Source organism: Vibrio alfacsensis (genome assembly GCF_019670485.1).
GTDB lineage: Bacteria > Pseudomonadota > Gammaproteobacteria > Enterobacterales > Vibrionaceae > Vibrio > Vibrio alfacsensis.
In genome coordinates this window covers 1,562,711-1,577,133 of sequence record NZ_AP024165.1, presented here as the reverse complement: position 1 = coordinate 1,577,133, position 14,423 = coordinate 1,562,711, and the positions used below count along the sequence as shown (strand labels likewise).

General features: G+C 42.1%; 8 protein-coding genes. 7 read left to right on the top strand and 1 reads right to left on the bottom strand.

Annotation, left to right across the window (positions count from 1 at the left end; genetic code table 11):
* Window positions 1-6: 6 nt before the first annotated feature.
* Window positions 7-1,803 carry an ABC transporter ATP-binding protein gene (locus VA249_RS07610; RefSeq protein WP_221069736.1) on the bottom strand — a complete coding sequence of 599 codons (1,797 nt, stop codon included), beginning with the start codon at window positions 1,801-1,803 and terminating at the stop codon, window positions 7-9.
* A 93-nt stretch (window positions 1,804-1,896) separates the two neighbouring features.
* Between VA249_RS07610 and VA249_RS07605 the strand changes: the two genes are divergently transcribed.
* The 7 genes from VA249_RS07605 (at window position 1,897) to VA249_RS07575 (ending at window position 14,311) form a co-directional block, all read left to right on the top strand.
* Window positions 1,897-2,370, top strand: a complete 474-nt coding sequence (locus VA249_RS07605; protein ID WP_221069734.1) for a GAF domain-containing protein — start codon at window positions 1,897-1,899, stop codon at window positions 2,368-2,370.
* Between the two features lie 97 nt (window positions 2,371-2,467).
* Entirely contained in the window at window positions 2,468-3,094 is a 627-nt protein-coding gene (proQ, locus tag VA249_RS07600) for an RNA chaperone ProQ (RefSeq protein WP_211920030.1), read from the top strand.
* Between the two features lie 17 nt (window positions 3,095-3,111).
* Complete coding sequence (gene prc, locus VA249_RS07595; protein WP_221069732.1) at window positions 3,112-5,106, top strand: carboxy terminal-processing peptidase; 1,995 nt, start codon at window positions 3,112-3,114, stop codon at window positions 5,104-5,106.
* A gap of 326 nt (window positions 5,107-5,432) precedes the next feature.
* Window positions 5,433-6,098: a hypothetical protein gene (locus tag VA249_RS07590; RefSeq protein ID WP_221069731.1), complete on the top strand. Its 666-nt coding sequence runs from the start codon at window positions 5,433-5,435 to the stop codon at window positions 6,096-6,098.
* Window positions 6,099-6,377: 279 nt separating this feature from the next.
* Entirely contained in the window at window positions 6,378-8,984 is a 2,607-nt protein-coding gene (pepN, locus tag VA249_RS07585; protein ID WP_221069729.1) for an aminopeptidase N, read from the top strand.
* 59 nt (window positions 8,985-9,043) lie between these two features.
* The gene (locus VA249_RS07580; RefSeq protein WP_221069727.1) at window positions 9,044-9,262 is read left to right on the top strand and encodes a DUF2835 domain-containing protein; all 219 of its coding nucleotides are present in this window, start codon (window positions 9,044-9,046) and stop codon (window positions 9,260-9,262) included.
* 198 nt (window positions 9,263-9,460) lie between these two features.
* Window positions 9,461-14,311 carry an NAD-glutamate dehydrogenase gene (locus VA249_RS07575; protein ID WP_221069726.1) on the top strand — a complete coding sequence of 1,617 codons (4,851 nt, stop codon included), beginning with the start codon at window positions 9,461-9,463 and terminating at the stop codon, window positions 14,309-14,311.
* Window positions 14,312-14,423 lie beyond the last annotated feature (112 nt).

Here is a 14,423-nt window from a genome sequence, read left to right as displayed (position 1 = left end):
TGTTGGTTATGCGTGTGATTGAATTCCACCATATAACGTTTGATATAAGCCTTGTTGCTCAACGAGCTCACCATGAGTACCTGTTTGTGTCACTCTTCCGTCTTCGAGTACGTAGATTAAATCTGCTTGTTTAACGGCAGATAATCGGTGTGCAACGATTAAAGTCGTTCTACCACGTAAGAATTCAGTTAATGCTTTATGTAAGGCAGCTTCAGTCGCTGTATCCAACGCTGACGTTGCCTCATCCAGAATGACGAACTGTGGATTACTTAACACCATTCGAGCAATCGCCAGTCTTTGACGTTGACCACCTGACAAGCGAATACCATTTCGTCCAATTTGAGTCTCAAGGCCGTTGCTAAGTTGTGATATCACATCTTGCAACTGAGCAACTTCTAATGCTCGCCATAATGACATTTCATCAAAATGTCCGCCTAAAGTCAGATTATGCCTCAAGGTGTCGTTAAATAGTATAGGTTGCTGTAATACAACGGCAATTTTATCCCTTATCACATCAAAACTAATATCGTCTGTTAGCTCATCATTGAAACGGATGGTACCGCTATTTTGACGATAAACGCCGATGAGTAATTGAATCAATGTTGATTTGCCACCGCCACTAGCACCGACTAAGGCGACTTTTTTACCCGCAGGTATATGCAGCGATAGGCTATCTAGCACTTTCGTTTCATTGTTGTACGAAAAATCCACATGTTCAATACGAACGTCAACTTCTCGATCTTCTTTGAAAGGATTCACCTTAGATACCGGTCTGTGTTCTTCTTCTAGCTCTAGTAGGTCATTAATTCGCTTTAACGCGGCTTTCGCGCTATACCACGAAAATTGAATGCCTAATAGCTCTTGAACTGGAGACAGCATAAACCAAAGGTAACCAAACACAGCAAAAATCTGGCCAATGGTCAGGTCGCTAAACATCACCATAAGCATGGCAACGGCGCGAAATAACTCAAAGCCAATTAAGAACAAGAGAAACGAAACACGACCCGCGGCTTCCGATTGCCAAGCGTATTTATCCGCATCGATTCGCACTTGATCGGCGTTCGTTTTTAGTTGTTGTAGAAACTCACGCTCTTTATTCGCAGCTCGTAGTTGATAAATGCCATCGAGCGTCTCAACTAAGCGATTTTGAAAAATCTCAAACGAGTGGTTTTCTTTGCGTTTAAGGTGCTTAACCATACTTCCCAACTTACGTGAGAAGTAAATGACGATAGGGTTGACTAAGAGAATAAATAAGCCAAGGCGCCAATCAAGCCAAAGAAGAACGATGGCGGTACCAATAACGGTAAGAAAACTTATAACGAACTTAGCAAGGGTAGACCCAATGAATTTATCGATCGTTTCAATATCAGTAATAAGATGAGCATTGATACCACCACTGCCTTTCGTTTCGTACTGACGAATACTAATGCGACCAAGTTTGTCGATCATCTTGCTGCGCATCTCGAAAGTGATGGTCTTAGACACGAGTGTAAATTGACGACTTTGAACAATATTAAGAACTTGGCTCGCGGCGCGCATGAGCACAACTAAAAATAGTGTAAAAAAGATATAACCAGTCGGTGTATGCCATGCTTCAGGCAAAACGGCATTCATTGCGGCTAGGCCAGATGCAGGTTTGTCCAATAGAACTTCGTCGACCATCAATGGCATAAGAAGTGGGATTGGAACACTAATCAAGGTCGCAAGTAGGGCGATCAAGTTGGCTATTATCAGCTTTGACTTGTGCTTTTTTACTTGAGTTATCAACCAAGAACGGCTAATAGTGTCGTTTATTGGGTTCATTTTAATTGAGAATAATTCCTATTATAAAGTAGGTGTGCATTTTAGCTACATACTACGAGAATGGAAGCCTTAATATGCAAAAGGGAAAGTAATATGAACATAGAACAATACCAAAGGCTTACAAAACAAGCGGTCGCATTGATCGAGTCTGAGTCTGATTACATTGCAAACCTAGCCAACCTAAGCTCACTGTTATTTATGGAACTAGAAAATCTTAATTGGGCAGGTTTTTACTTGGTAAAAGGTGAACAACTTGTTCTCGGTCCGTTCCAAGGCAAGCCAGCCTGTGTTCGAATTCCAATGGGCAAGGGTGTTTGTGGTACGGCAGCAGAAACAAACCTTGTACAAAGAGTATACGACGTTCATGAGTTTGAGGGGCATATTGCTTGTGATGCTGCGAGTAATTCAGAAATTGTGATTCCATTTTCTATTAATGGAGAAGTTGCTGGTGTATTAGATATAGATAGTCCGAACATTGGCCGTTTTAGTGAAATTGACGAAGAAGGCCTGGTTCATTTCATGGCAGAAGTAGAAAAGCTGCTTAATTCACACGCGAACGACGCATAAATTCACCCATGAGTGTGGTTTTTCCTTGGCATGTCTCTATAATACGAGAATATTTTTCTTAATGCTTCGCGGAAATCCGCTTAAACCAGGACCCCTCATGACTGAAAAGTTAAAAAACAGCAAAGAAGTTATCGCATACATTGCTGAATGTTTCCCTAAGTGCTTTACTTTAGAAGGTGAAGCAAAGCCTCTGAAAATTGGTATTTTTCAAGATCTTGCGGAACGTCTAAATGAAGACGAAAAAGTAAGCAAAACTCAGCTTCGTGCAGCGTTAAGACAGTACACTTCATCATGGCGTTACCTACACGGTGTAAAAGCTGGTGCAGAACGTGTTGATCTAGATGGCAACCCATGTGGCACACTAGAAGAAGAGCACGTTGAACACGCTCAAGCGACACTGGCTGAGAGCAAAGCTAAGGTTCAAGCTCGTCGTAAAGAGCAAGCTCAAAAAGCTCGCGAAGAAGGCAAGGCAAAAGCAAAACCAGCGGCTAAGAAACCGCAACAGCCTCGTCGCCCAAGCAAGCCAAAAGCACAAAAACAAGAAAAGCCTGTAGAAACACGCACACTAAATGCTGATGAAATTACTGTTGGCAATGAAGTTAACGTGAACATGGGCAAAGGAAACATGGCTGCGACCATTGTTGAGATCAATAAGGAAGATGTACGTGTTCAACTTGCTAACGGCCTACAAATGGTTGTGAAAGCGGAGCACTTGCGCGCATAAGGGAGATACTCCTACGCATGAAATGCCGTTCAAAAGTGACACTGTTTGCTGCTAGCTTTTTGCTAGCAGCTTCAGCTCAGGCTCTCGAAGCCAAATTAGACAGGGATGATTTGCCGGTTCTTGCTCCAGAAGTGCAGCATGAAACAGCCAGCAAACGTGTAACATCTCGTTTTACCCGCTCTCATTATAAACATTTCAATCTGAATGATGACTTTTCTAAAGCGATCTTTGAACGCTATGTAGAGATGCTTGATTACAATAGAAATATTTTTACTCAAGATGACATCAATTCATTTAGCAACTGGTCAATTCAATTGGACGATCAGCTTAAAGCTGGTAACAACAAAATTGCCTTTGATGTTTATAACCTTGCAATGCAAAAACGTTTCGATCGTTTTGCGTATGCGCTAACGTTACTCGACCAAGAAATCAAGTTTGATACTGATGACAAGATCGAGTTAGATCGTTCTGAAGCTGCTTGGCCAAAAGACGAAGCAGAAATCAACGAACTTTGGCGTCAACGTGTTAAATACGATGCTCTAAATCTGAAATTAACCGGCAAAGAGTGGCCGGAAATTAAGGAAATGTTAGAGAAACGCTATAACAACGCAATGAAGCGCATTACACAAACACGCAACGAAGATGCATTCCAGCTATATATGAATGCTTTCGCTCGTGAAGTGGATCCGCATACTAGCTATCTTTCTCCTCGAAACGCAGAACAATTCCAATCAGAGATGAACCTTTCTCTTGAAGGCATTGGTGCTGTACTTCAAATGACCGATGACTACACCGTTATTCGTTCTCTTGTTGCTGGTGGACCGGCGTCTAAAAGTAAACAACTGGGTGAGGGTGATCGCATCATTGGTGTTGGCCAAGATGGCAAAGATGTTGTCGATGTGATCGGTTGGCGTTTGGATGATGTTGTTCAGCTAATTAAAGGTCCAAAAGGGACTAAGGTGAACTTGCAGATCCTGCCTGAGGGTAAAGAAGCCAAGAGTTACGTTGTCACTATCGTTCGTGACAAAGTGCGTCTGGAAGATCGTGCGGTTAAATCTGAAATCATTGAAAAAGACGGTAAGAAGATTGGCGTATTAGAAGTGCCAAGCTTTTATGTTGGTCTATCCAAAGATACAGATAAACTGATATCTGAGCTGAAAACTAAGAACGTAGACGGCATCATTGTTGATTTACGAAACAATGGTGGTGGCGCGCTTACCGAAGCAACGGCATTGACAGGTCTTTTCATTAAAGAAGGGCCAGTGGTTCAGGTCCGTGATAGCTATGGTCGAATCAAAGTTAATGCCGATACTGATGGTAACGTAAGCTATGATGGTCCATTAACGGTACTGATTAACCGTTATAGTGCATCAGCATCAGAAATTTTTGCTGCAGCAATGCAAGACTACAATCGTGCAGTCATACTTGGTGAAAACTCGTTTGGTAAAGGTACTGTTCAACAGCATCGCTCATTGAATCATATCTATGATCTTTTTGATAAAGAACTTGGCTATGTTCAATACACAATTCAGAAGTTTTACCGTATTGACGGTGGGAGTACTCAGAATCGTGGCGTTGCACCAGATATCGCTTATCCAACAGCTGTTGAAGCCAGTGAAACCGGTGAAAGTGTTGAAGATAACGCACTGCCATGGGATAGCATTGATAAAGCAAAATATGATGTGTTTCCAAGCAATGATACTTTGATTGCTTCTTTAACAGAACGCCATAACCAGCGTATTGCAAATGAAATGGAATTCCGTTTCATCAAAGAAGATATTGAGAAGTACCGCAAAGAAAAAGACGATAACTGGTTGTCTCTAAACGAAAAAGTGCGTGAAGAAGAATCAGATAAGTCGGAAGCACTTCGTTTGAAACGCATCAACGAACGTCAAGCGACATTGGGTAAACCTGCGTTTAAATCTTTAGATGATATTCCTAAAGACTATGAAGCCCCGGATGTTTATCTTGATGAATCAGTGGCGATCACGGTTGATATGATCAATCGCTGATATTTGCTGCGTTGTTTGAGTAAAGCAACAAACGGTCAAACCTAAAGAGTGAGTCATAATGGCTCACTCTTTTTTTATTTAACGGGCATATTTTATTTGGTGTTATGTACAAAAAGACAAATCGCTTTTCTTTTCCTTCATTGACTACTCCTAACAACGATTGATTAAGCAATGTAGACTTTCTTATCCCGAGTTAACGTTAAGTACTGATCGGAATGCATAACCCATGCTTAATTTTCTCCAATAATTTACGTGATATAGATCAAATTTTTAGCGTAAATGAGATCTAAAGCCTAAGCTAAAAGAAAAGCATAAGGGTGCCGAATATGAAATGGTTCATGATTTTACTTAGCTTTTGCTGCTTTAGCGTATCAAGTGCAGAAGACTTGAAAGAAGATAAATTGAGTCAGTTTGATACGCCGTTTCTAATCGGGGATTGGTACTTGATGAACCCCAATCCAGAGGGAACAACGGAAGACTTTCTTGCTATCAAACTTAATCTTGGTTCTGACTATACATTTTCTATCGATATCCAGAAAAAAGATTATTCGATAGACCACTGGGAAGGTCTATATAATGCCAATGAAGATACCATCATACTTGGCCTAGATTCCGACGCGCCTCAAATCTACGCATACCGCAATAACCACAATACACTGGACTTAAATGGGGTTACCTTTGTCAAAGGTTTACCAAATGCGCTTGCTGGTATTTGGTCCAGTTCTCATGTCGCTGGCGATGTGATGTTGGCTAACAACATTAATCAGATGGATCTCATCCTTCAGCCTGACTTTGTCTTTATGTTTCGAATTTCGAACGAGTCAGGTGAAGAGTCGGTGAAACAAGGTGTCTATTACACCGAAGGTGAACACCTAATTCTCATGTACGAAAATGGTGAGCAAGGTACGACTTATAAACTGAAGCAAAACGAATTGACTATTGAAGATTCGAGTGGAGAAATGTACGCCGTACTAAATCGAGTCACGCCATAACCTATTCATTGATACCCAAGGCATCTCAATAAAACAAACTTGTTGAGGTTACTTGGGTCTATTAATTCGCGGTGCATGATTAATAGTGAAATATTCTGATGTTGATTAAATGTTAAACAAACGACAAAGCAAAGGCACTAAAAGCACCGTTTTTTCGTAGAAAGACTTGTATTCTGATACCACAACCCCTACAAATAGCTTATATCGTGATACCAGTAAGAGGTGTTTGAGCCTCTCGTCCTGGTATTTTTGTGGCTCTATATACAAGGATTTATGGACATGTCTCAAGCTCCTCAAGCGAAATATCGCAAAGACTATCAAGCACCATCACACCTTATCACTGATATTGATCTCACGTTTGATCTTTATGACAACGACACAATCGTAACGGCCGTTTCAAAAGTTATACAAAACTCAGATTCGACAAAATTAGAACTAGACGGCGAAGGGTTAGAGCTGCGCTGCGTAAAAGTGAACGGTGAAGAGTGGTCACATCATGAAGTAAAAGAGACCTCTCTACTTTTAGCGGAACTGCCAGCAGAATTTGAACTTGAGATCATCACAAAGATGGATCCTGAAGCGAATACAGCGCTTGAAGGTTTGTACAAATCGGGTGGTGCATTCTGTACTCAGTGTGAAGCGGAAGGCTTCCGTCGCATTACTTATTATCTAGACAGACCTGACGTACTCGCAAAATACACGACAAAAGTGATTGCAGACAAAACAGCGTATCCATTTTTGCTGAGTAATGGCAACCGTATTGCAGAGGGTGATTCAGAAAATGGTCGTCATTGGGTACAGTGGCAAGACCCTCATCCAAAACCAGCTTACTTGTTTGCACTTGTTGCTGGCGATTTTGATGTTTTACGCGACAAATACACAACAATGTCGGGACGTCTTGTTGATCTAGAAATCTTCGTCGATAAAGGTAATTTAGATCGAGCCGGTCATGCAATGACGTCACTCATTAACTCAATGAAGTGGGATGAAGAGCGCTTTGGTTTAGAATATGACCTTGATATCTACATGATCGTTGCCGTTGATTTCTTCAACATGGGTGCGATGGAGAACAAAGGGCTGAACATATTTAACTCTAAGTTCGTCCTAGCAAATGATCAAACAGCGACAGACCGTGATTACCTTGGCATTGAAGCGGTTATCGGTCACGAGTATTTTCATAACTGGACGGGTAACCGAGTCACTTGCCGTGACTGGTTCCAATTGAGTTTAAAAGAGGGATTAACCGTATTCCGCGACCAAGAATTTTCTTCAGATCTTGGTTCACGTGCCGACAACCGAATCGATAACGTTCGTATTATCCGTGGTCCTCAATTTGCGGAAGATTCAAGCCCAATGTCACACCCGATTCGTCCTGACAAAGTTATTGAGATGAATAACTTTTACACATTAACCGTGTATGAAAAGGGAAGCGAAGTGATCCGCATGTATCACACGCTGCTTGGCGAAGAGGGATTCCAAAAAGGCATGAAGCTGTACTTCGAACGTCATGATGGTACGGCTGCAACTTGTGAAGACTTTGTCTGTGCAATGGAAGATGCCACAGGTGTGGATCTTACTCAATTCCGTTTATGGTATAGCCAGTCAGGCACACCAACACTTCGAGTAAGCAGCGAATACAATACTGATCAAAAGACTTACGCACTAACGGTTGAACAGTTTACTGAACCGACACATGACCAAGCGATTAAGCAAGCACTGCATATTCCATTTGATATTGAGCTATATGCACAAAACGGTGATGTGATTCCTTTGATCATGAACGGCGAATCTGTGCATCATGTTTTAGATGTGAAGCAAGATAAGCAAACGTTCGTATTTGAAAATGTGGTTGAGCGACCAGTCCCGTCATTGCTACGTGAATTTTCTGCGCCAGTGAAACTGGAATACGACTACAGCGACGAAGAGTTAAGTTTCTTGATGAAGCATGCAACCAATGATTTTGCTCGTTGGGACGCAAGCCAAATGCTATTAGCAAAATATATCCGACAGAATGTAGTTAACATTCAATCGGGTAGTGAAGTTAAACTTTCAGATGAGTTGATTGATTCATTCCGAGGTGTACTTCTTGATGCAAACTTAGAGCCTGCGTTTATTGCTCAAGTGCTTTCTCTTCCGTCTATCAATGAAATTACAGGTTGGTACAAACAGGTAGATATTGATGCGGTTGATGCAGTACTTAATAGCATTACAGTGTCACTTTCTAAGGCGCTTGAAGATGAACTGAGTGCGACATATCACAGCTTGCGTCAAGCCGAGTACAATATTGGGCATGATGCAATTGGGAAACGCGCATTACGCAACCGTTGTTTGCAATTCTTGGCTCACACCGAGAAAGGTAATGATCTTGTTATTGCTCAATATGACGCGGCGAACAATATGACCGATACCATCGCGGCAATGAGTGCTGCGAATAGTGCTCAGTTAGCATGTCGTGAAGCGTTAATGTCCGACTACAGTGACAAGTGGAAGCATGACGGCTTAGTTATGGATAAATGGTTTGCGCTTCAAGGTAGCAATCCTGTAGAAGATGCGCTAGAAAATGTGAAAGCGACCATGAGTCATGAAGCATTTAGCCTGAAGAACCCAAATCGTACCCGTAGCCTGATCGGTTCATTCCTGAACGCTAACCCAGTACGATTCCACGATAAGTCCGGCTCTGGCTATCAGTTCGCAGGGGAAATTTTACGTCAGTTGAATGACACCAACCCACAGGTTGCATCACGCATGATCGATCCACTTCTTAAGTTCCGTAAATACGATGAGGGTCGCCAAGCGTTGATTCGTGCCGAGCTTGAAAAACTCAAGTCGATGGACAACTTAGCAAAAGATTTGTTCGAGAAAGTGACAAAAGCGCTAGACGAATAATCCACGAGAGAATAGGGTGGCAATCAATGCCACCCTCACTTTTTATGTAATTTCGAAATATGAACCAATACCATTTCTCCCTCAATATTTCATATCAAACATTTCTTTCACATTACAATGGTGCGGCAAGTTCGGTTCAAGTCATTACCGACAATGGCTTGCGATTGCAACTACCAGCACTTAGGTTTCGACCATTTCTTAGTCAATTAGGTATTCGAGGCCGTTTTAGGCTAACAACTGACCAAAATAATAAGTTTATCAAGTTAGAAACTCTGTGATGCCCAATATTACTAGAGAGTTAAACAGGAATCTTAGTCACATAATCAAACATTTCACCTCTTACCACTACGAATACTTGTTAAACATTTGTAATTAACCTTTTACAATAAGTCTATGCATTACCTATGCTTAGATTCGGGATGAATACCCGAACTGAGTCCCCCTACAAAACAACAATTCTAATGTGGAGTGTGAATATGACCGCGCGTGAAAATGTAGTGCCGGTTCTGCTTGAAAAGGTGTACCAACTGATTCAAGACAAACTCGAGCTTTCTCACCAACCGCTTGTAACTAAACTTGCTCAACACTTATTTAGTAACATTGCTGATGATGATTTGATTCAGCGAAATGAATCTGATCTTTATGGTGCTGTTGTCAGCCTTTGGCACCATATCAATGAAAAAAAACCAGCAGACATTTCCGTAAGGGTATTTAATCCAACGGTGAGTCGGCAAGGTTGGCAGTCCACACATACTATCGTGGAAATTGTTGTTCCAGATAGTCCATTCTTAGTCGATTCAATTAAGATGGCATTGAATCGTCTCGATCTTGTTTCGCACTTAATGTTAAACAACCCAACGCAACTGGAACGTGGTGAAAAAGGCCAAGTGACGGATGTAAATGGTCAAAGCGGAATTCTTCAATCACTTTTCCATATCGAAGTTGACAGACTCACAAGTAAAGATGAAATGCTTACCCTTAAAGCGGAGTTGCTTTCAATTCTTTCCGACACGCGTCTAGTGGTTGATGATTGGAAACAAATGGTCGACAAACTAAAGATCGTGACAGATGATCTTGAAAACAACAAAGATCGTGTTTCTATGAACACAGATCGTTTGGATGAGACAATAGAATATTTGCGCTGGTTGGGTGATCACAACTTCACTTTCATGGGATACAAAGAGTACGATCTTGCTAGTATCAATGGAGACAATGAACTCTGTCCTGCAAAAGAGAAAGGGCTGGGGCTGTTTGCTGATGAGAAACGAGTTCGTAGTATTAAATTATCTGAGCTGTCAGATTCTGCTCGTCTAGAAGCCAAAAAACCATATGCACTGATTATCACTAAAGGCAATCAAGCTTCAAGGATTCACCGCCCGGCATATACCGACTACATTGGAGTGAAGAAGTTTGATGAAAATGGAAAAGTGATAGGCGAACACCGATTCACTGGCCTTTATACGTCAGCGGTTTACAACCAAGCCGTGCAAAGCATTCCTCTTATTCGTGAAAAAGTTGGACGCATTCTTGAGGCAAGTGGTTATCGCCTAGGCTCATACTCCTATAAAGCTCTGCACAATATCTTAGAGAACTACCCACGAGATGAACTGCTTCAAGCTCGAGAAGAGGAGCTGTTGGAGGTAGGAATGGGCGTAGTTCAAATGCAAGACCGTGATTTATTGCGCTTGTTTGTTCGTAAAGACCCATTCGGACGCTTCTTTAGCTGCATGGTGTATGTGACGAAAGACCGTTACAACACAGAGCTGAGAAAAGAAACTCAACGCATTCTTAAACAGTACTTTGGGTGCGAGCAAGAGGTTGAATTTACGACATTTTTCTCAGAGAGCCCACTTGCGAGAACCCATTACATTGTTCGTGTAGACAACAACAATATAGATGTAGATGTGAAAAAAATTGAGCAAAACTTGATGGAAGTATCGACCTCTTGGGATGACCGCCTTAAAGAATCTATTATTGCCAACTTTGGTGAAAGTAAAGGGCTTCCACTATCTAAAGAGTACATGAGCGCGTTCCCTCGTTCATATAAAGAAGACATGATGCCAGGCTCTGCAGTTGCGGACATCGAGCGCTTAGAAGCATTAAGTGACGAAAATAAACTTGGGATGCTGTTTTATCGCCCTCAAGAGGAAGCGGTAGATTCAAAAGCAGTACGCTTAAAACTGTACCATCGTGATGAGCCAATCCACTTATCTGACGTCATGCCGATGTTGGAAAATTTAGGTCTGCGCGTGATCGGTGAATCACCTTATGAGATCGAAACAAACAACGGACAAACGTTTTGGATCCTTGATTTCTCAATGCTTCATAAGAGCGAGAAAACCGTTGATCTTCGTGAAGCTCGTGATCGTTTCCAACAAGCATTCGCAGCAATCTGGGCTGGAGATTTAGAAAGTGACGGCTTTAACCGCTTGGTATTAGGAGCGTCATTATCTGGCCGTGAAATATCAATTCTTCGTGCTTATGCTCGATACATGCGCCAGGTTGGTTTTCCATTTAGTCAACAGTACATTGAAGAAACCCTAAGTCACTATCCAGATTTGGCAACCGAACTGGTATCGTTATTTGTTAAGCGTTTCGATCCGAAACACAAAGGAAGTGAGAAAGGTCAAAAAGATCTCATTAAAAAAATCACTGAGCAGTTAGATCATGTAGAAAGCTTAGATGACGACCGTATTATCCGTCGTTATATGGACATGATCATGGCCACGCTTCGCACTAACTATTATCAAGTTGATCAAGATAAGCAGCCAAAACCTTGGTTATCATTGAAGATGAAGCCAAGTGAAATCCCAGATATTCCTCAACCAGTACCAGCCTTTGAAATCTTTGTGTACGCTCCAGACATCGAGGGTGTGCATCTACGTGGTGGAAAGGTTGCACGTGGTGGTCTGCGCTGGTCAGACCGTCAAGAAGACTTCCGTACGGAGATTCTTGGTCTGGTTAAAGCGCAACAAGTTAAGAATACGGTTATTGTCCCAGTCGGCGCGAAAGGCGGCTTTGTCTGCAAGCGTCAGCCAACGCTAACGAGCCGTGATGAAATTTTCGCTGAAGGTCAGCGCTGTTACAAACGTTTTATCCGAGCACTGCTCGACGTTTCTGATAACATCATAGAGGGTGAAATCAATCCACCTAAGAGTGTTGTTCGCCACGACGAAGATGACCCATATTTGGTTGTTGCCGCTGATAAAGGTACAGCAACGTTCTCAGATTTAGCGAATTCAGTCTCTGCAGAGTACAACTTCTGGTTAGGTGATGCCTTTGCATCTGGTGGCTCTAACGGTTACGACCACAAAGCAATGGGCATCACTGCAAAAGGTGGTTGGGAATCGGTTAAACGTCACTTCCGTGAAATGGGTATTAACTGCCAAACAACAGATTTTACGGTTATCGGTGTTGGTGACATGGCGGGGGACGTATTTGGTAACGGGATGCTACTTTCGAAGCATATTCGTCTTCAAGCTGCGTTTAACCACATGCATATCTTCATTGATCCAAATCCAGATTCGGCGATCAGTTGGAAAGAGCGCGATCGTTTATTTAACTTACCAAGATCGAGTTGGGAAGATTACAACGCAGAACTGATCTCTAAGGGTGGTGGTGTTTTCTCCAGACGTTCTAAGTCAATCCAGTTAACACCTGAAATCCAAAAAATGTTGGGGACTAAAAAAGCGTCTTTAGCGCCCAATGATCTCATTAAGATGATCTTACAAATGGAAGTGGATCTGCTTTGGAATGGTGGTATCGGCACCTATGTTAAAGCGTCTAGTGAAACGCATACAGACGTTGGTGATCGTGCGAATGACGTGCTGCGTATTGATGGGCGCGACTTAAGGGCCAAAGTCGTCGGTGAAGGCGGTAACTTGGGCATGACACAGTTGGGTCGTATTGAATACGCGAAGACAGGGGGACGAGTAAACACGGACTTTGTTGATAACGTAGGTGGCGTAGACTGTTCGGATAACGAAGTTAACATTAAGATCTTTTTGAATGGTCTAGTTTCAAACGGCGATCTTACCGTTAAGCAGCGTAATCAAATTCTAGAATCTATGGAGGACGAAGTCGGCGAAATCGTATTGGATGACGCATATCGACAATCTGAATCTATTTCCGTGACTGAACAACAAGGTGTAGGCATCGTCAAAGAGCAAATGCGCTTTATTCATACTATGGAAAAAGCCGGGTATTTGGATCGCGGGTTAGAGTACATTCCTGATGATGAAACACTAATAGAACGAGAAAAACAGGGCGTAGGTTTAACAAGACCTGAACTATCTGTTCTCGTTGCCTATGGAAAAATGGTCCTCAAAGAGCAATTGGCCGTTGATGAAATAGCAAATGACGATTTCCATGCTAAACAACTGGTTGAGTACTTCCCAAGTGAGTTACGCCGTAACTATAAGCAACAGATGAATCAACATCCACTTCGTGCAGAAATAATTGCTACTGCGCTTGCGAATCAGATGGTGAATGAAATGGGCTGCAACTTTGTCACTCGATTGCAAGAAGAGACAGGGGCATCGGTTGTAGATATAGCAAATGCTTATAGTGCAAGCCGTGAAATCTTTGAGCTTGCGGAGATTCTTCAACAAACGCGAGCACTAGATAATATTGCGACAGCACAGGCCCAATATGAAATCATGTTTTATGTTCGTCGTGCATTGCGTCGAATTTCTCGTTGGTTGTTACGCAATCGTAGCGCGAAAAGTCGAGTCAGTGAGTTAATCGACATGTACAAAAAGGATGTGCATGTGATTACTAAAACACTTGATCAGATGCTCGTTGAATCAGAAGTTAAAGAACACAATGAATTGGCTCAAAAATGGATTGATAATGGGGTAGAAGAGAGATTAGCGCACCATGTTGCTCGTCTTTCAAGCCTCCAATCTGCACTTGATATTTCAGCGGTTGCAAGCGAGACAGGAAAAACGGTTGAGCAAGCATCGAAGCTATATTTCAACTTGGGCGATCGCTTATCTTTGCACTGGTTCTTAAAACAGATCAACGGTCAAGCTGTCGATAACAACTGGCAAGCATTAGCACGAGCAGCATTTAGGGAAGATCTTGATTGGCAACAACGTCAGTTGACGGCACAAGTATTGAGCTGTGGCTGTACAGTTGAAGAGTTAGATGTGATGCAAGCACTTGAAGATTGGATGTTAAGTAATGAGTCTTCTTTGCAACGTTGGGAGAGCATACTTAATGAGTTTAAAGTTGGTTCTGTACACGAGTTTGCCAAATTCTCAGTTGCGTTACGTGAGTTGGTGCTTTTAAACCTCAACTGCTCATCTAGTGATTTGTCTTCCTAGTGTTGCATCATTATCAATCTATATGTGTAACCTTTAATGTATAGAATTGAACGTAAATAGATAGAAGCCTAGTTTTGAACTGGCCCCCAATAGTTGGACACCAATTATTGGG